Source organism: Acetomicrobium mobile (assembly GCF_937920065.1).
On sequence record NZ_CALETC010000201.1, the window covers coordinates 1 to 16,353 of the forward strand.

The 16,353-nt window shown below is 42.5% G+C and carries 16 protein-coding genes; 4 read left to right on the top strand and 12 right to left on the bottom strand.

Features of this window, described 5'->3' with window-relative positions:
- Window positions 1-227: 227 nt before the first annotated feature.
- Window positions 228-926, top strand: coding sequence for a lytic transglycosylase domain-containing protein (locus tag Q7P41_RS07800; protein ID WP_303883273.1), 699 nt, complete (start codon window positions 228-230; stop codon window positions 924-926).
- A gap of 164 nt (window positions 927-1,090) precedes the next feature.
- On the opposite strand, the gene Q7P41_RS07805 is transcribed toward Q7P41_RS07800, so the two are convergent.
- From Q7P41_RS07805 to Q7P41_RS07840, 8 genes are all read right to left on the bottom strand, one after another.
- Window positions 1,091-1,483: a class II SORL domain-containing protein gene (locus tag Q7P41_RS07805; protein ID WP_303883274.1), complete on the bottom strand. Its 393-nt coding sequence runs from the start codon at window positions 1,481-1,483 to the stop codon at window positions 1,091-1,093.
- 54 nt (window positions 1,484-1,537) lie between these two features.
- Window positions 1,538-2,320, bottom strand: a complete 783-nt coding sequence (locus Q7P41_RS07810) for a cell division protein FtsL (protein WP_303883275.1) — start codon at window positions 2,318-2,320, stop codon at window positions 1,538-1,540.
- A gap of 29 nt (window positions 2,321-2,349) precedes the next feature.
- The gene (locus Q7P41_RS07815) at window positions 2,350-2,859 is read right to left on the bottom strand and encodes a DUF721 domain-containing protein (protein WP_303883276.1); all 510 of its coding nucleotides are present in this window, start codon (window positions 2,857-2,859) and stop codon (window positions 2,350-2,352) included.
- Window positions 2,856-4,742 (bottom strand): tRNA uridine-5-carboxymethylaminomethyl(34) synthesis enzyme MnmG, encoded by a 1,887-nt coding sequence (gene mnmG / locus Q7P41_RS07820; RefSeq protein ID WP_303883277.1) that lies wholly within the window; start codon window positions 4,740-4,742, stop codon window positions 2,856-2,858. The genes Q7P41_RS07815 and mnmG overlap by 4 nt, the downstream gene beginning before the upstream one ends.
- A gap of 1 nt (window position 4,743) precedes the next feature.
- Window positions 4,744-5,799, bottom strand: a complete 1,056-nt coding sequence (locus tag Q7P41_RS07825) for a DNA replication/repair protein RecF (protein WP_303883278.1) — start codon at window positions 5,797-5,799, stop codon at window positions 4,744-4,746.
- Entirely contained in the window at window positions 5,789-6,943 is a 1,155-nt protein-coding gene (gene dnaN / locus Q7P41_RS07830) for a DNA polymerase III subunit beta (RefSeq protein ID WP_303883279.1), read from the bottom strand. The genes Q7P41_RS07825 and dnaN overlap by 11 nt, the downstream gene beginning before the upstream one ends.
- Before the next feature lie 219 nt (window positions 6,944-7,162).
- Window positions 7,163-8,500 (bottom strand): chromosomal replication initiator protein DnaA, encoded by a 1,338-nt coding sequence (dnaA, locus tag Q7P41_RS07835; RefSeq protein WP_303883280.1) that lies wholly within the window; start codon window positions 8,498-8,500, stop codon window positions 7,163-7,165.
- A gap of 375 nt (window positions 8,501-8,875) precedes the next feature.
- Window positions 8,876-9,679 (bottom strand): metallophosphoesterase family protein, encoded by an 804-nt coding sequence (locus tag Q7P41_RS07840; protein WP_303883281.1) that lies wholly within the window; start codon window positions 9,677-9,679, stop codon window positions 8,876-8,878.
- Window positions 9,680-9,718: 39 nt separating this feature from the next.
- Between Q7P41_RS07840 and Q7P41_RS07845 the strand changes: the two genes are divergently transcribed.
- Genes Q7P41_RS07845 through Q7P41_RS07855 form a run of 3 tightly spaced genes read left to right on the top strand, consistent with a single transcriptional unit; the run spans window position 9,719 to window position 13,059 of the window.
- The gene (locus Q7P41_RS07845; RefSeq protein WP_303883282.1) at window positions 9,719-10,735 is read left to right on the top strand and encodes a DHH family phosphoesterase; all 1,017 of its coding nucleotides are present in this window, start codon (window positions 9,719-9,721) and stop codon (window positions 10,733-10,735) included.
- A 4-nt stretch (window positions 10,736-10,739) separates the two neighbouring features.
- Window positions 10,740-11,858, top strand: a complete 1,119-nt coding sequence (locus Q7P41_RS07850) for a glycosyltransferase (protein ID WP_303883283.1) — start codon at window positions 10,740-10,742, stop codon at window positions 11,856-11,858.
- A gap of 28 nt (window positions 11,859-11,886) precedes the next feature.
- Window positions 11,887-13,059, top strand: coding sequence for an aminotransferase class V-fold PLP-dependent enzyme (locus Q7P41_RS07855; protein ID WP_303883284.1), 1,173 nt, complete (start codon window positions 11,887-11,889; stop codon window positions 13,057-13,059).
- Here Q7P41_RS07855 and Q7P41_RS07860 read toward each other — a convergent pair.
- From Q7P41_RS07860 to cobT, 4 genes are all read right to left on the bottom strand, one after another.
- Entirely contained in the window at window positions 13,040-13,852 is an 813-nt protein-coding gene (locus tag Q7P41_RS07860; protein WP_303883285.1) for a Cof-type HAD-IIB family hydrolase, read from the bottom strand. The two genes, Q7P41_RS07855 and Q7P41_RS07860, sit on opposite strands and share 20 nt — an antisense overlap.
- 162 nt (window positions 13,853-14,014) lie before the next feature.
- A complete protein-coding gene (locus Q7P41_RS07865; protein WP_303883286.1) occupies window positions 14,015-14,761 on the bottom strand; it encodes an adenosylcobinamide-GDP ribazoletransferase in 747 nt (248 codons plus the stop codon).
- A 24-nt stretch (window positions 14,762-14,785) separates the two neighbouring features.
- Window positions 14,786-15,346, bottom strand: coding sequence for a bifunctional adenosylcobinamide kinase/adenosylcobinamide-phosphate guanylyltransferase (locus Q7P41_RS07870; RefSeq protein WP_303883287.1), 561 nt, complete (start codon window positions 15,344-15,346; stop codon window positions 14,786-14,788).
- Window positions 15,343-16,353 (bottom strand): nicotinate mononucleotide-dependent phosphoribosyltransferase CobT (gene cobT, locus Q7P41_RS07875; protein ID WP_303883288.1); only part of this gene is annotated, 1,011 nt, incomplete at its 5' end. The genes Q7P41_RS07870 and cobT, both read right to left, overlap by 4 nt.

The window sequence follows — 16,353 nt, forward strand, 5'->3', positions numbered from 1 at the left end:
TAGAAATCACTTTTGGACATTCCTTGGGATAAAAGCGCTGTCATGGGTTTTCAAATTGCAAAAAAATATGTATAATTAAGTTTACAACTTAAATTATATCACCAAATGTATACAATAGATCGCCATTTATGGCGATCTATTGCGCTCTTAGTATCTAGAACTAAGTAAAATAACCTAGTCAGGTAATGGTACAGGAGGTATAAACCCTTTGTAAAAAGGAGGTTCCGATGTTGGAGAAACCATTTTATACAAGATCGCGCAATATAGTAAAAATTTCAACGGCACTTTTATTTTTCACCTTACTATTGTCTATCACAACCCCTGGAGATGGTGAAATAAATGACAATACTTCTGCGAAAGACATTACCTTTCATGAAGAGATAATTAGAACCATGGCCGGAACTGGCAATTCTCCCGAAGATGTACTTCGCTGGCAAAAAGAACACCCCAACTCATCGCTTCGATTTTTAAGCGAGATGCTTTCAGAAGAACAGGAAGCGGTAGCATTGCTGGTCAAATATATTAAAACGACAAACCCAGAGCTTTCCTCTAAAACAATATGGAGAGAAGCTTGCGCTTTCGTTCATTATGCAAAAAAATACGGCGTTCCGGGAGATCTTCTGGTTGCAGTTGCCAATACAGAAAGTCATTTTGATCCCAAAGCAATGAGCAAAAAGGGGGCAGTGGGCGTAATGCAGGTAGTATGGAATACACATGCTGGATTGCTATCGGCGAACGGGATAACATCCAAAAATCTATTACATGATCCCGAGCTTGGAATAGCCGCTGGCGCATTGTTATTATCCCGCTACATTAGGGCATACGGTTCGGAGCATAAGGCCTTAGATCGATACTATGGTACCACATCGTCTCGATACAGGAATTTAGTTAACAAGAACTTGAGGGCGCTTAAAAACTCATTTTAGATAAGCTTTCTGCAAAAAGCAAAAAAATAATTACCACGCCAACTAAATCAACTTGTAGCATACACGTGCTTTCATTCCGAACATTTCAAAAAATCATCCCTAAGTTAGATCTAACTTAGGGATGATTTAACTAAATATTTTAATCAAATAGGGTGAAGAAAAAATTATTTCACTTTCACTTCCTTGGAGCTTTCCCAAAGCCCATGAATATTACAATATGACATTGCTAAAAGCGTACCCGATTTGGTCAGCTTAACCTTTGTGATTACGTAAGGTTCGCTATATGCCGGACCTGTATTAGGACCATTTACGTGCTCTCCATGAGCGTTAAATTCATAGGATCCTATCTCAAAGGGAAATTTTTCGCCTTCTCCTTTAAAGAATAACTTTATCCATCTAATATGATGCTCTGTAGTGTTGGGGTGAGGAATCTCCTTACCCACACTTACTGTAACGGTAAAAACCTCCCCGGAAGTTACTTCCTCGGGAGCCTCAATGACGGGGACATGCTTTTCGCCTTTCCAATCACCTGATTGCATTAAGGATTCAAACTTCATATCCAAACCTCCTCCTTTCAAACGAACTTGAAACCATTTTTATTTTACCACATTTCAAAATTTAGGCCATATCTCGTCCCTCGATGGACCGCTTCTGACATGAAATATCCTTCCCCTTGCCCTATCCCATGCAAATACCCCAGCGCCGCCCCTAGGCCTTCCATAAGAATCGAGAAATGTCATATTATACATTAAAGCAGTATCAACGGAAATACACCCGTAAATTTTTCTCGCAAAGGGAAGTCTTCCAATGATCTGAGGATTGGGCCAACCTCCAATCGGAGGCAAAGGCGCCCTCGCTTTAAGTTTCTCTAATATATCAAGTACTTCTATTGGAACGGTCCTTATCCCATAAAACCTTGCTCCACGAGATTTGTACAGCCTTAAAAACAAATCCCTCGCAAGCCATGGCGCTCCTTCTTCATCCATAGATAGCAAAGATTGCATTGCCATATAGAGGCCGTCCAGCGCAGCTAAAGGTTTTGGCATAAGTTGTGGTATCCATAAACCCTCAACGGCATCCCACTGGGAAGGATCTCCCTCAGGGAAAATATCGTCAACAAGTTTTAGGGCAATTGAAGCCTTTTCTTCATCGCTTAAATTTTCGCTAAAAAGAGACTTCCACATCTCGTACTGGGGGATGCCCTCAGGAGCTTGTTTTAATAGGCGCTCATGAAGCTTTAACCCCTCACTTTCTCCCGCTTCTTTAATCTCGTAAAGTATAAAGAGATCATCGAACTCGCTTGCTTGTGAGGATTGTATTAAAAGAAGAGATAAAAAAGAGATCATGACCACGAAAATCATTTTTCTCGTAATAAAAAAGAAATCTCTTTTCAAGATATCATCTCCTTAATATATCTTGAAAACTAACCTTTTAAATTAAATCTTTTATTGTATACCACATACAACCTGCGCAAACTATTCGCCACGTCATCTGGCAAGCCATAATCGTTAAACATATCTTTTACTTTCTCGACTTCTTCTAAGATATCGCCTTCTGTAAAAGGTTTTAACTGTAAATTATTATCCCTTTTGGGTGTTTTAGCTTTGTCTTTAAAATTACCGATACAAACATATAGAGAATCTATTCGAATCCCTAGGGAAAGCGCCTTGGAAATTATACGCCCCGACATCATATTTATCTCTTGAGCTACGGACGGTGAATCAGCTATTATGTGTAACTTACCTTTTTGCAGGCTAATCGGTTTAGATCTTTTTGACACCTTTCCAGTTATTTCAAACCATGCATTATGAATCTTGTAAAAATCGAGATAATTTTTCATGTGAGTTGACGATAACCTTTCAAAAACCTTAGAAAGGTGTTCTGGACTTCCCTTTATTTCCCTTCTACTACTCTTATTGCTTTTATTGCTCATGATGCTATATTTCTCTCCCTCGTCTCAAGGTACATCCATAAAACCTGCAAATCCGATGGTGTTACGCCCGATATACGGCTTGCTTGCCCTAAGGTATTAGGCATAATTTTTTTGAGCTTTTCGCGGCCCTCCGAAGAAAGACCAACCACCTCGTCATAATTTAGTTCGCGAGGTATGCGCAGTTGCTCTATCCTCTTCATCTTAGAGGCTAAAGCATTTTGCTTTTGAATATATCCCGAATATTTGACCTCCACCTCTATCCTCGACTTTATTTCCTTGTCTAGACCTTCAGACAAAGGTGCAAGTTTAGACAAAATCTCGTAATCAACACCTGGTCTTTTCAGTAAGTCATAGGCGCTTATGGGTTCTACAATAGAAGCCTGACCTAAGGGAAGGAGTAAATCGTTCACATGTTGTGAAGGATAAATCTTTATCTTTCTTAAACGATCGATTTCCTCCTCCATTATCCTCCATTTTTTTATTAAGACATTCCAAGAATCGTCATCGATGAGTCCTAGTCTCCTGCCTATTGGGGCAAGTCTTTTGTCTGCGTTGTCGTGGCGCATTAACAACCTGTATTCACACCTACTAGTGAGCATCCTGTAAGGCTCCTCAGTACCTTTGGTCACTAAATCATCAATTAAGACACCTATATAAGCTTCATGCCTGGCAAGCACGAGAGGTTCCTCATCTCTTAACTTTAAAACAGCGTTGACGCCTGCCATTAACCCTTGAGCTGCTGCCTCCTCATAACCGGAAGTGCCATTTATTTGACCTGCGAAAAAAAGTCCTTCAACCAACTTGGTCTCAAGCCATGGATAAAGTTGGGTTGGCAGGAAATAATCGTATTCGATGGCATATCCGGGTTTAAGGATATGCGCCCTTTCACATCCCGGAACGCTTCTTACCATCTTCACCTGAACATCGTAGGGCAAGCTAGTTGAGAAGTTCTGCATATATATCTCTTTGGAGTGACGCGCAGTTGGTTCTAAAAATATAAGATGAGATTCTTTGTCGGGAAACCTAATGACCTTATCCTCTATAGATGGACAATACCGAGGTCCCGGACTTTCTATATCACCTTTAAAGAGAGGTGATCTATAAAGGGATGATCTTATTATTTCATGGGTCATTTGTGTTGATCTCGTCAAATAACAGGAATAGCCGCCATATATGCGAGGCTTCCCCCAATGACTAAAGCATAAGGGCTCATCGGATGATTGTTGACTTTTTAATGAACTAAAATCTATGGTATCTGCGTGAAGCCTGGGTGACGTATCAGTTCTTAATCTGCCCACTTTAAATCCAATTTGCCTCAATGAATGAGGCAGTTGAAGCGACGGCATTTGTCCCAGCGGTCCAGAAGGAAAACTAACCGGGCCTATAAACACCTTGCCATTGGTATAAGGTCCCGTCGTAATAATTACACAGGAAGCATTATAAGTTTCGCCCAACCAAGTTTTAACACCCTTTACTTTTCCATCTTTTACCAATAAATCCGTAACCATGGCCTGATGGACGTAAAGATTACCGGTAGACTCCAAAACTTGTATCATGTGCTTGTGATAATCCAATAGATCACATTGAGCCCTTAACGCCCTCACGGCAGACCCCTTTGAAGTGTTTAACCAACGCATATGAATGGCAGAGCTGTCGGCGGCCTTAGCCTGTTCTCCGCCCAAGGCGTCAATTTCCCGCGTAATATGGCCTTTTGCGGGACCCCCTATAGAGGGATTACAGGGCATCAACGCGGTATTATCAAGGTATAAGTTGAGGAGCAGTGTATGTGCACCCATCCTAGCTGAAGCAAGCGCAGCTTCACACCCGGCGTGCCCTGCACCTACAACTATCACATCATACGTATTTTCCTCCTTCAACGCCATTTCAGGTAGATATACCTCCTTGATAAATGCGCAATACCTTTCCCGGAAAATCACTCACCCTATCATCTGCTGTAGCTGCAATAACCTGCCAGCCACCCTTCAAGAGCGCTTTAATTAAATCCAACTTAGCCTCTTGATCAAGTTCAGAAGCAACCTCGTCTAGTAATATTATAGGTCTTCTTTTCATCTTACATTCCACAACCTTCGCCGCGGCAAGCATAAGCGCCACAGAGAGCTTTCTTCTTTGCCCTCTGCTTAATGCTTGAGTGGCTGACCTGCCTGCAACAGTTATAACTAAGTCATCTCTATGCGGCCCCACCAAAGAAACACGCTTATTTAGCTCTTCTTTTTTAAGTGCAAAAAGTGATTTGTAAAATCCTTCTAGGGGGTCATCAAAAAAACCTTCGCTACCTTCTTTTATGTCTATATCAAAATCAAACTCCAACAAGTCGTTCGATATTTCTTTTAGGCCTATTTTGAGAAGGTCAGTAATTGTCCTCCTATAAGACCACAGCCACGCCGCAAGTGGAGCCATGGCTTTTATTATAAGACCGTCAGGTTGACCCCTCCTTAAACAGAAATTTCTATGCCGCAAAAGTTTTTTATAATCGTATAATTTTCTAGCATACAAAGGCACCAACACAGCGCATAATTGATTTAAAAAGTTGCGTCGTACAGCGGGAGGACCCTCCACTAAACGTACATCATCACTCCAAAATGATAAGGAAGGAACGTATATGCGCAAGACCGATGCGTTTCCTTGTTTCCCTGATATTTTTATGGAACGCCTTTCATTAATTTTTATAAGTACAGAAATTTCTTCTTCTCCACTAAACCTTGAATATAACTTGGCTCCCCCATTAACATCCCAATTTATTAAGTCTTTGAGTTTTGTGCGTCGAGGTTGCCCCCATCCACAGAGCATGGACAAAGCCTCTAAAGTATTTGTCTTCCCAGAGGCATTTGGGCCGATTATTACATTTAAACCCTCATGCCATGAAACACGTTCTGGTTTGAGGTTTTTATAATTTAGCCAATATGTTTGGCTAAACCTCATCGATTTCTTCTTTCTCCTTCAACATATCATCTGGTAAAATAACAGGCATTAAGATATAGAGAAAATTGTCGCTTCCAAGTTTTTTTAGCCTCATTTGTCCATGAGGGCCGTTAAAACTAAGTCGGACTGTGGCATCTTCTATTGCCTTAACACCTTGTAGTAAATAAGATACGTTAAAACCAACCTCTAAAGGCTCTCCATCGATATCGGCGTCAAGTTCCATAAAGGCCTCCCCTATATTTTGAGCATAAGCCGAAATGAACAGATTGCCGGCAGGATTCAAATCCAAAATCACAACTTTATTATAATCACGGACTACAACCTCTACCTTTTCAAGGGCGTCTATTAATTTTTGTCGATCTACCACCATCCAAGTGGTCTTATCCGATGAAATAATCCTCTCGTAGGGAGGAAAGACAGATTCAACCCGCCTAATCACAAGCTCTATATCATTTGTCTTAAAATAACACTGCGAATCATCATATAAGATCTCAACAACAGCATCTCCGCTTAAAGTGGATAATATTCTTTCAAGCTCATTAATACCCCTTATCGGGATTAAAATAGTTTGCTCATCAACATTTGTTTCTATCAACTCTGCTTCAGATAGAGATAGTCTTTTGCCATCAGTTGCTATTAACCTAGCTGTATTTTCTTTAAATTCAAGTAAGGAGCTCGATAGATATTGTGGAAATTCTTCAGTGCTTGAACCTGTAAAGGATCCCTCGGAAATTATTCTAAGCAGCTCCTGTGCATCGATGCGACAGACAAGTGTTGCTGAAGTAGATGTAGGTAGTTTCGGGAAGTCTTCTGTCGGATAAGTAGTAAAAGAGAATTTATCCCTTTCATGCTTGATTGTTATCCTTTCATTTGTGGCTTCGATTAAAAAATCTAAGGATAGCTTCTTTATTATTTCTCCTACTCCCTTAGTAGGAAATATAGATTCTCCTTCTTCTTCGATAACAGCATCATGGACAGTACATTTTATGGACGTTTTAAGATCGGTTGCCATTAGCGTGATTTTATCATCGTAGGCTTTAACGTAGATACCTGATAATATTGACATTGTCTTTGGTCCTCTCGAGGTCCTTTCTACAATCTGCCAGTTTTTCATGAGTGTTGGGTCGCATACCTTTATCCTCATTTTTTGGCCCCCTATTATTACTATTGTTATTAATAATATAAGAACTAGTAGGAATAGTAGTAGGCATAGTGTATATTGTGGATAAGTAGGAACTTAAACGGCGGATAGAAAGTTTTCCACTGTGGATAAGGGTGTGTATATGATTTAATATATCCCCATTTGTCCACAATTTATATAAGAAACTATAAAAATAAAAAAATAAAGTGGATATTATTATACTTATTCACGAGATATCTTCAAGTTGTCCACTAGGTTGTCCACAATTTTCCTCATCTTTAAATCATCTTTCATTATTTCCTCGATCTTTCTGCAGGCATGTAGCACCGTAGTATGATCTTTCTTGTTAAATGCTACGCCTATTTGCTGTAAGCTTAAATCTGTTAACTCCCTGGATAAATACATGGCCACTTGTCTTGCAAAGGCAAGATCGGCGGTCCTTTTGGGGCTTTTAAGGTCTTCCACTTCGAATCCGAAATATGATGACACCACGTCTTGAATCACGTCTATGGATATAGGGCCTTGTTCTTGCATTTTTATGATATCTTTGAGCCATTCCGCTGCATTCTCAATTGTTATTGGTTCCATATTTAATTGAGAGCAGGCTATAATGCGGTTTAACGCTCCTTCAAGCTCCCTAATGTTGCTTGGGATATTTTGAGCCAGAAAATAAACAACGTCTTCCGGTATGTTATATCCCCTAATCTCGGCTTTTTTTTGAAGTATAGCTATCCTGGTCTCTAGATCAGGGGGTTGTATATCGGTAACCAACCCCCACTCAAACCTCGATACCAACCTTTGCTCGATGCTTTGAATTTCTTTAGGGGGCCTATCGGAGCTCAACACAATTTGCCGTTTTGCATTGTGTAAGCTGTTAAATGTGTGGAAGAATTCTTCTTGAGTACTTTCTTTGTTGGCTAAAAACTGAATATCGTCAATTAAAAGGATATCCACATTCCTAAATTTAGCCTTAAAATCTTGAGTTCTATTGTTTTGTATGGCTGATATGAGTTCGTTCGTGAATTTTTCTGAACTTGCATAAACGACGCGAGCTCCTGGAAGATGTTCTAGCACGTGATGCCCTATAGCATGCATTAGGTGAGTTTTACCCAATCCCACCCCTCCCCAGATAAATAGGGGATTGTAGGCGGCCCCTGGAGATTCTGCGACGGCAAGACTTGCAGCATGGGCAAGTCTGTTTGATTTTCCCACTACAAAGGTATCGAAGTAATAATTGGGATTTAGCCCATCAACAGAAGGAGGGCTATGTTTTAAGGCACTTTCTGCTCTCTTTTGTTCCCCGTCCCTCACTTCTGTTCCAACGACCAGTTCAACTTCTTCGGCTATATTCATACTCATTATCAGCTCTTTCAGGCCATCCAAGAAGCGCGATTGAATCTGTTCTTTAACAAATACGTTTGGGACATCCAAAGTCAAGTTGCCATCTTCTAAAGAAGTGGGCAGGCATGTTTTAAGCCATATTTCAGCAGCCCCTTGAGGGAGTTTTTCGTGAGCCTTTGATAGCACTTCTTTCCACACCTCGTTTAACCTGTCGTTCAAGGAAACCCCCCCTAAGTTGTCCACAAGCTATACCCAATATTACCACATAATTTCCACAAAAGTTATCCACTTGTCCACACGTATTTGGTTTTTAATGTGGATATCTTTTCATCTATGTTCTCGTCAACCATGGGCTTCTTGAAATTAAAATCAATTTAGCGAAAAATATAACATGCAGTGAACAGGCGGGATTGCAGAGTTATCCACAGGTTATTCACAAGGTGTGGATAAGGTACTCGATAGGTGTACTCAGTAAAGATTTTAACCGATTTTACAAGGGTTTTCATGAAAAACAACTTTTAATGTTCTTATTTTCATAATTTTCTAAGCATCTCTAGTATTGTTGATAATTTTCTTTACGTTTTAGATCGGGTTTTATATACATATGATGTGCTTTTCCACATCTTCAAGCTTGAGTTCGCATGAACGTGGAAAGTAAACGAAGCATCGAGGCCAACTGTAACCGTAACTCGCTGAAAAAATAGTTACGCACCTGTTATCAAAATTCAGCTTATATCCCTTATTGGGTACGTATTGATGTCCCCGTATAAGCAGTTTAGAGTTGGCCAGCTTTAAAAAAAGCGTAAGATCATCGGCGGTAAAGGGCTTGGTTCCTCCTCCGCGTGGCCAGTATTGCTCGTCTAGGGGATCGTTCCATAAAATCTGAAGACCAACAGAATCGGACGCCTTGGCTTTAGCCAGGGTCTTCATGCTTGAAGGAATTGGTTTCGGGACTCCCCCATGAAGAGCTACTATGTCCTCTAGCAATGCTATTAACGGAAGAGATTCGTACCAACCTATGATGTCTTCGATGATATTCTCGTAGCCCTTTGAGATCAATTCGCTTGCGAATGAGTAGCGAACATTCATGTTCCAGTCTTCGTGGTTGCCGCGGAGCAGTATAACCCTATCCTCATTTTCCATTTGAAATGTGAGTATACTTTTAAGCAAACCGATGCAGTCCGGCCCTCTGTCCACATAGTCGCCCAGGAACACAAACAAGGCTTCCTTCTCATCACCAACTATGTAATTAATTTCTTCAAAGGAATCGCGCTCGCCGTGGAGATCCCCTATAATCACTAATGACCTGTCCCTTTTCCTTTCAACCATATTTTCGTGACGAAATGGAAGTTTTAGATTAAGCTTTATAGAGTAGGATAAAAGCTCCTTTAAGTTCATCTGTGGTCACTCCTTTTACTTTTGGAGGTGTCGTTTGCCTTGGAAAGATCTTTAATTAATATAATAAGTCATACGGATTTAGATGGTGTAGTGGCGGCAGCTGTAGCTTGGCATGCGCTCTACCCCGAAAATGCGCCACTTCAAATTTATTTAGTTGGGTATGGGGAGGTGGATAATGTCGTTTGCGATTCCATCCAATCTGGCAGGAATGTTTTAATTCTCGATCTTTTTTGTCAAAAAAGGGAAACGATCGATTTGATCGATAGCTTCTTTGAGGGGGAACCCCCCATATGTTTTGATCATCATGAAACTACGTTGCAACGTTGGGGCAACAGGCCATGGCTCAAGATCGATACCTCTTCCTGTGCTGCTAAAGTATACTATGACTGGCTCATGTCGCAAGACCTTCCAGTAAACGTAAAAGATCGCCTTGTTGTCCTGTCTGACATCGTGAAAGTGGCAAACGATCGGGATCTGTGGTTAGGCCAAATCCCCGAAAGCAGGCTTTGGCAGGCCATGATTACTATGTGTGGGCCTTGGAGCGTACTTTGCAGGCTCTTAGCAAATCCATCTTCTTCGTTGACAGATGGTGAACACGAAGCGACTACGAGTTTTGTTAAAGAGCAGGAGGAGCGCTTCGCTGAAGCCTTAAAAAGGGTGAAACGTTTCGGGGATGAATTGATAGTCGTGGGGCCTGAATTGTTGCAGTTTGGAGATGTCTCTGATTTTTGTGGTTTGATTTTAGATAGAAGCAAAAACCCACCAAAGGTTGTAGCTGTGGCAAATAAAAAGGTGACGGGGGAATGGGCCGTATCTCTTAGGAGCAGATCTGGGTTAGCCGGCAAAATTACGGGGATGTTGCGCGATGGCAAGAAAATACGGGGAGGCGGTCATGGAGATGCCGCCGCTCTTTACTTTCCACCCCACTATCCTCTTGAACAGATAAGCGAGTCGATTTTATCTGCAATCGATTTAATTTCCGAACAGGAAAAGCCCATCTCGATGACGTTGGGCGAAGTTCTTAAAAGTAAATTAAAACAAAACGAGGAGAGTTAATTTCATGAAAGATCGGAATAAAAGGGCAGCGATAATTTATTCCTCCATAGGCACTGGACATAAGACGGCAGCAAATGCCTTGTGTGAATGGTTTTCGATGTTTGACGTAGATACGATATGCGTTGATGCGCTGGCGTACGTGAATCCCATCATTCGAGGCATATATGCACGGTCTTATCTCGAGATGGTTCGTAAAGCCCCTCAAATATGGGGATATTTTTATGAATCAACAGATTCTCCTGAGGCGGCCATCGGACTTCTGGGAGGGCTTCACGAGCTCACGGTTAAGTTAAACGCAAGAAAATTGCTAAAGGTTTTAGTGGACTTTTCTCCTGACGCCATCATATTTACTCACTTTTTTGCCGCTGCAGCCGTGGCCCAGGAATACAAGGGAAAGACGCCGATCTTTTTGGTCAATACTGATTTTTTAAGCCACGTCTTTCACCGCGATCGTGATATTTATGACGGGTGGTTTGTAGCTTCCGAAGAGGCCTTGTTGCAGTACGAGGCTGACGGCATCGATATAGAAAAAGTTTACATTTCAGGGATACCGATCAAGCCTTGTTTTATGACGCCCCCATCAAAAAGGTCAGCTCGTGATAAGTTGAGGTTGTCACAGGATGGATCAGTTTTTTTGGTAATGGGTGGCGGAATAGGAGTTGGACCTCTTGAGGACGTGGTGGAATCCCTTTCTCAAATAAGAGAAGCTACAGTGTTGACGTTATGCGGAAATAACGAGGAGTTAAGAGAGGCTATGAAGGAGAGGTTTTTTGACAGCGTCAATGTCAGAGTTTTTGGCTTTGTTAAGGGGATGGAGTATGTGTATGCTGCCTCCGATGCTATCGTCATGAAGCCGGGGGGATTATCGACCTCAGAGGTGTTATGCATGAAGCGTCCGTTTTTCTTATGCGGTGTCATTCCGGGGCAGGAACAGAGAAACAGCGATTATCTCCTCGATCGAGGGGCTGCGAAAACTATATTTGAACCCAGGAGAGCATCTCATACGCTTTTGAAAGTCCTCGAAGACGAAGAAGAGAAGGCCAAGTTATTAGAAGCATCGGAAAAATTGGCAAGGCCAAAAGCCGGCGAGGCCATTGTTAAAAAAGTTTTAGAATTTATTTGATGCTAAAAACTTAAAGGAAGTGATGGTTATGGCAGTATATCTCAACAACGCCGCTACGAGCTGGCCCAAGCCGAAAGTTGTAGTCGAGAGAATGGCAGATTTCATCTCGAGGACCGGTAGCAACCTTGCAAGAGGCGGTGCTTCTTCCAGGGACATTGAAACGCTGGATCTAGTTACCGATTGTCGTGTCACGCTTTCAAGGATGTTTGATGGATACTTACATCAAGATCCCCGCTATGTTACTTTTACCTCAAACGTCACGGAAGCTTTAAATATAGTCATTAAGGGTTTCTTGAAGCCGGGCATGACCGTCTTGACCTCTTCAATGGAGCATAACGCCGTGATCAGGCCTCTTAGAGGCTTAGAAAAGCAGGGTGTAAAAGTCGTCGTCGTTAAGTGCGATATAGATGGGCGTATGTCTGAATTTGCCTTTGAAAGAGAAATAAATATACATAAACCCGACCTGGTGGTATTAAATCACGCGAGTAACGTCTGTGGAACTTTACAAGATTTAAAAGCGTTCTGTCAAATTTGCAATAAAAACGATGTTCCTGTTGTGGTAGATGTAGCTCAAACCGCGGGTAGCGTTCCAATCTCCGTATCGAAAAATAATATCGCTGCCCTCTGCTTTACCGGTCATAAGGGACTTTTGGGACCGCAGGGCACCGGAGGGATAGTATGGAGGCCCGATTTCGCCGATATTGTATTGCCTTTAATAGAGGGAGGAACGGGAAGTTTTTCTCACCAAGAGGTGCAACCTCAAAAAATGCCAGATAAATTTGAGTCCGGCACCCCTAATTTACCGGGCATAGCGGGACTAAAGGCGGCGCTTGAATGGATCGAGTCCGAGGGCATGGATAAGTTGACAAAGAAAGCGGACGAGCTTGAGAAGAAATTGTTGGAGGAATTGCTTCGAATGGAAGAGGTTAGCCTCTATGGGCCCAAGGAGATGAAGAATAGGTTGCCAATTTTTGCCTTAAACTTCAGAGGATGGGATAATGCCGAGTTAGCCTTTGAGCTGTACGAGAAATGGGGCATCGAGACACGCCCGGGACTGCATTGTGCTCCGCTTGCCCATAAAACGCTTGGCACTTTCCCACAAGGTTCTCTTCGAGTTTCGCTTGGACCGTTTAATACGGAAGGCGAAATAGAGCTTTTAATTGATGCCTTGTCCAACCTCGCTAAAGAAAATCGGGGATGATTATGTTTTTGATGGCGAAAGCTACACCCTCTTCGTCATTTGAAGTAGTTACGAATGAAGCTTTCGCTTTCACATCTTCTCGCGCGTTTCCCATGGCAATGGATAATCCTGCCGCCTCAAACATCTCCACATCATTTTCCGAATCACCGATGACACATATTTCCTCTTTTTTAACTTCAAGGTTTTTTGCAACATAAGTCAATGCCTTTCCCTTGCTTGTTTCGGGATTTCCCATGTCTATGTAGGTGGGAGACGAAATTGCCACAAATAAGCGGGTGTTAAATTGTGATTTAATCTCATCTCTTATCGCCTCTGTTAAACTTTCGTCATCGGTCATGGCGAGCAGCTTTGTTGGTCCCTTTGGGGGATCATATAGCTTGTCTCCCACGATGATTGGAGTTACTCCAGAGTTTTTGGCGTAAATCATCGCCTTTTCGTTTAATTCCTTGACGTGAAGTACATCGTCGATATAGCTTTGAACATACCAATCTCTTTCTTTAAAGAAGCTCAGGACCTCCTTCGCCAGACTTAAAGCGATTGGCCTATGTAACAATGTTTTGCCTTGAGCTCTTTTTATTAAAGCTCCATTGTAGGAGATGATGAGCGTTTGTGGTCCAAATATTAGTGCATACTTTCGGGCAGAACAAAACATCCTTCCCGTAGCTATAAGAAAGGTCACACCTCGAGAGATTAAGTCTTTAACAGCTCTAATCGTGTTTTCCGTAATGGTATTTTCTGATGTAAGAAGTGAACCGTCCAAATCAATAGCTATTAGTTTAATTTTATTTCTCAATTTTTACCTCACTCTTTGTCTTGTTTTAAAAATATATTTAAAAAAACCTAACATCACAAAGAAGCCATTTAAGTATGCGCATTTTACCATAAACTAACTTTAGATAAAGTAACAGAAATGATTTGGGGGCAAAATGTGGATTCTTTATAGGCTCTTGTTTAATTACAGTGTAAACAAAGCTATCGCCGCAAGTGCACAAAGCTCCGCCAACACTTCTATGGTACCTAGTACGTCACCGCTAACTCCTCCAATTCGCTTTTGTGCCCACAATGCGACAAGGGCGCCAATGAAGGTGGTTGAAAAGAATGACAAAATCCATAGCCATGGCCCAAGTAGAAAAAATATGGCAAAACATAAAAGGGCATAAAGAATTTCTTTAACTGAAAAGTCCTGGACAAAGGGAAGCGCCATGCCACTTTTCCAGGGATAACGGCCTATGCACGACGCACAGCACATCGCCCACCTGCCTGATGCCCCCACCATTATGCCTATCGTTATCCAACGCCATGTTGGAAGGGCAAAAAGAAGCGATGTCCAGAAACCCAATGTCAATACTAACGCTACAACACCGTAGGGCCCACAATGGCAGTCTTTTATCACTTCCTTAAGCGTTGCCCCGCTTTCTCCGCTTCCCCAGCCATCTGCTACATCACTAAGCCCATCTAAATGCAATCCCCAACCCAATAATACGTATATCAATGCCGATGCCCATGCAGCACCGAGGGCTGCAAACCTCAAACTGAGAATTGCCCCTATTCCTCCCCATATCGCGCCCAAAATGCCTCCTACCAAAGGAGAGACGGCGAGCATCATGGGGTAAGGCGGCTCCCTTTCGGGCAAAAGGATCTTCGGTACGGGAATCCTGCTAAAAAAAGAAAATGAGGCCGCTAATATTTCAATAAAACGCAAGGTTGCGCCTCCTTTCGGATTGATTTACTCTACTCTGCCTCCCTTTAACCACAAGGGCAGTCCAGCTATCATCATTACTACTCTTTCAGCTCGGGAAGCGACCATTTGATTGGCCCTGCCCTGTAGGTCCCTAAACCTTCGGCCCATTATAAAGGCGGGCGCTATTCCCATGCCAATTTCATTGCTCACAATCACTAAAACTTCCGGTCCCGTTACTTTGCATAGCTCCTCAACTTTTCGAAGAAGGTTTTTTTGCGCTGCGCTCCATTCGTCCTCCGATAATTTTTCCATGTCATCGTATTTATCGAAGATCAGTTCCGACAACCAGGTGGTAAGACAATCCATCAGTGCTGCACCGCTAACAGTATACAAAAAATCAATCAAATCGCTCGGATTTCCCTCCCAAGTGCTCCACGTAGCGGGCCTTTCTTTTTTGTGTAATGATATACGTCGTCTCATTTCCTCGTCCCCGGGTCTGGCGGTGGCAAGAAAGGTGGCAGGGCCCTCATAATTGTCCAAGATTATTTTTTTGGCAAAATTGCTCTTACCGCTTCTTGCTCCTCCAAGTACAAGTATTAATTTCACGATGAGATACCTTCTAACAAATTAGCGTAAATCTGCTCTGCCGCGTTTACGACTACTTCTGTTGGAACTCCAAGGTGGTTGGCGTACCATAAAGCTCCTCCTGCGCCTACCCCCTCTTTGACGTAGCCTTTCTCGTAGTCCGAGAGCCCTTTATAAGCAGATCCGGATAAATCCATGGGAACTACATGAGCTTTAACACGGAGATTTTCGGCCAAACTGGCAAAGTGGGCTGATTTGTCTAAAGCTATGTATTTTGTCGTTGCAATTTCGATATCTCCGTCATACCCTTCATGTCTCAATACGGCGGCCACGGCAAGCATCTGCGTTCCTCCGGCCAGTATTACCCTGGATTTATTAAAAGACCCCATTGCCATACCAGCTACTGTTGCTTGCATTGGATCACCAAGAAGCGTTACTGCATCAAGTCCTTTATTACAAAAAGTGCCTTCTGTGATATTGTAACGTTTGCGACAACTTTCCCAAATTTTTATCTTTAAGTTTGACGGATTGTTGGGACTTGCAGAAGATACCATGCCGTCATAACCAAGAGCCTTTAAAACCAGAAAGGCAGAAGTAGTACCGCCAGGTACGGATTCTCCAATCACCATAAGAGAATCCAAGGAGGATAAATGATCGCCCAGGGCTTTTGCCCAGGAATATATTCTTTTTGCTTCCTCTACTGCCGGTTTTTCTAGAGGATTGGATCCCGGGCTCGAGGGGATTTCTATATAAGGACAGGCCGGAGGCAGGAAGCTTCCCGTCCTTACTACCATGACGGGGAAGTTTGCCATTATGTAGGCCGCTCTCGTAAAAATAGCTGGAGTGGGATGTCCCTCTGGATCGAGGGGCAAAGTAGAGGCTGTGAGGCACTTCCCCCAAAATAGAAGTTCTGCATCGGAAGGGACCGTGTATCGGATAGCTTCAGGGTTTTCTCCAGCCGCAGAAAGGTTCGGTATCTTGCTAAGCTCGGTGTTGGCTATACATAATAAGAACATGACAAAAGCTCC

What these genes read in the sequence shown, in the direction of transcription:
- Q7P41_RS07800 (WP_303883273.1), top strand. Translation starts at nt 228, where the DNA reads ATGTTGGAGAAACCATTTTATACAAGATCGCGCAATATAGTAAAAATT.
- Q7P41_RS07805 (WP_303883274.1), bottom strand. Translation starts at nt 1,483, where the DNA reads ATGAAGTTTGAATCCTTAATGCAATCAGGTGATTGGAAAGGCGAAAAG.
- Q7P41_RS07815 (WP_303883276.1), bottom strand. Translation starts at nt 2,859, where the DNA reads ATGAGCAATAAAAGCAATAAGAGTAGTAGAAGGGAAATAAAGGGAAGT.
- mnmG (WP_303883277.1), bottom strand. Translation starts at nt 4,742, where the DNA reads ATGGCGTTGAAGGAGGAAAATACGTATGATGTGATAGTTGTAGGTGCA.
- Q7P41_RS07825 (WP_303883278.1), bottom strand. Translation starts at nt 5,799, where the DNA reads ATGAGGTTTAGCCAAACATATTGGCTAAATTATAAAAACCTCAAACCA.
- dnaN (WP_303883279.1), bottom strand. Translation starts at nt 6,943, where the DNA reads ATGAGGATAAAGGTATGCGACCCAACACTCATGAAAAACTGGCAGATT.
- Q7P41_RS07840 (WP_303883281.1), bottom strand. Translation starts at nt 9,679, where the DNA reads ATGAACTTAAAGGAGCTTTTATCCTACTCTATAAAGCTTAATCTAAAA.
- Q7P41_RS07850 (WP_303883283.1), top strand. Translation starts at nt 10,740, where the DNA reads ATGAAAGATCGGAATAAAAGGGCAGCGATAATTTATTCCTCCATAGGC.
- Q7P41_RS07855 (WP_303883284.1), top strand. Translation starts at nt 11,887, where the DNA reads ATGGCAGTATATCTCAACAACGCCGCTACGAGCTGGCCCAAGCCGAAA.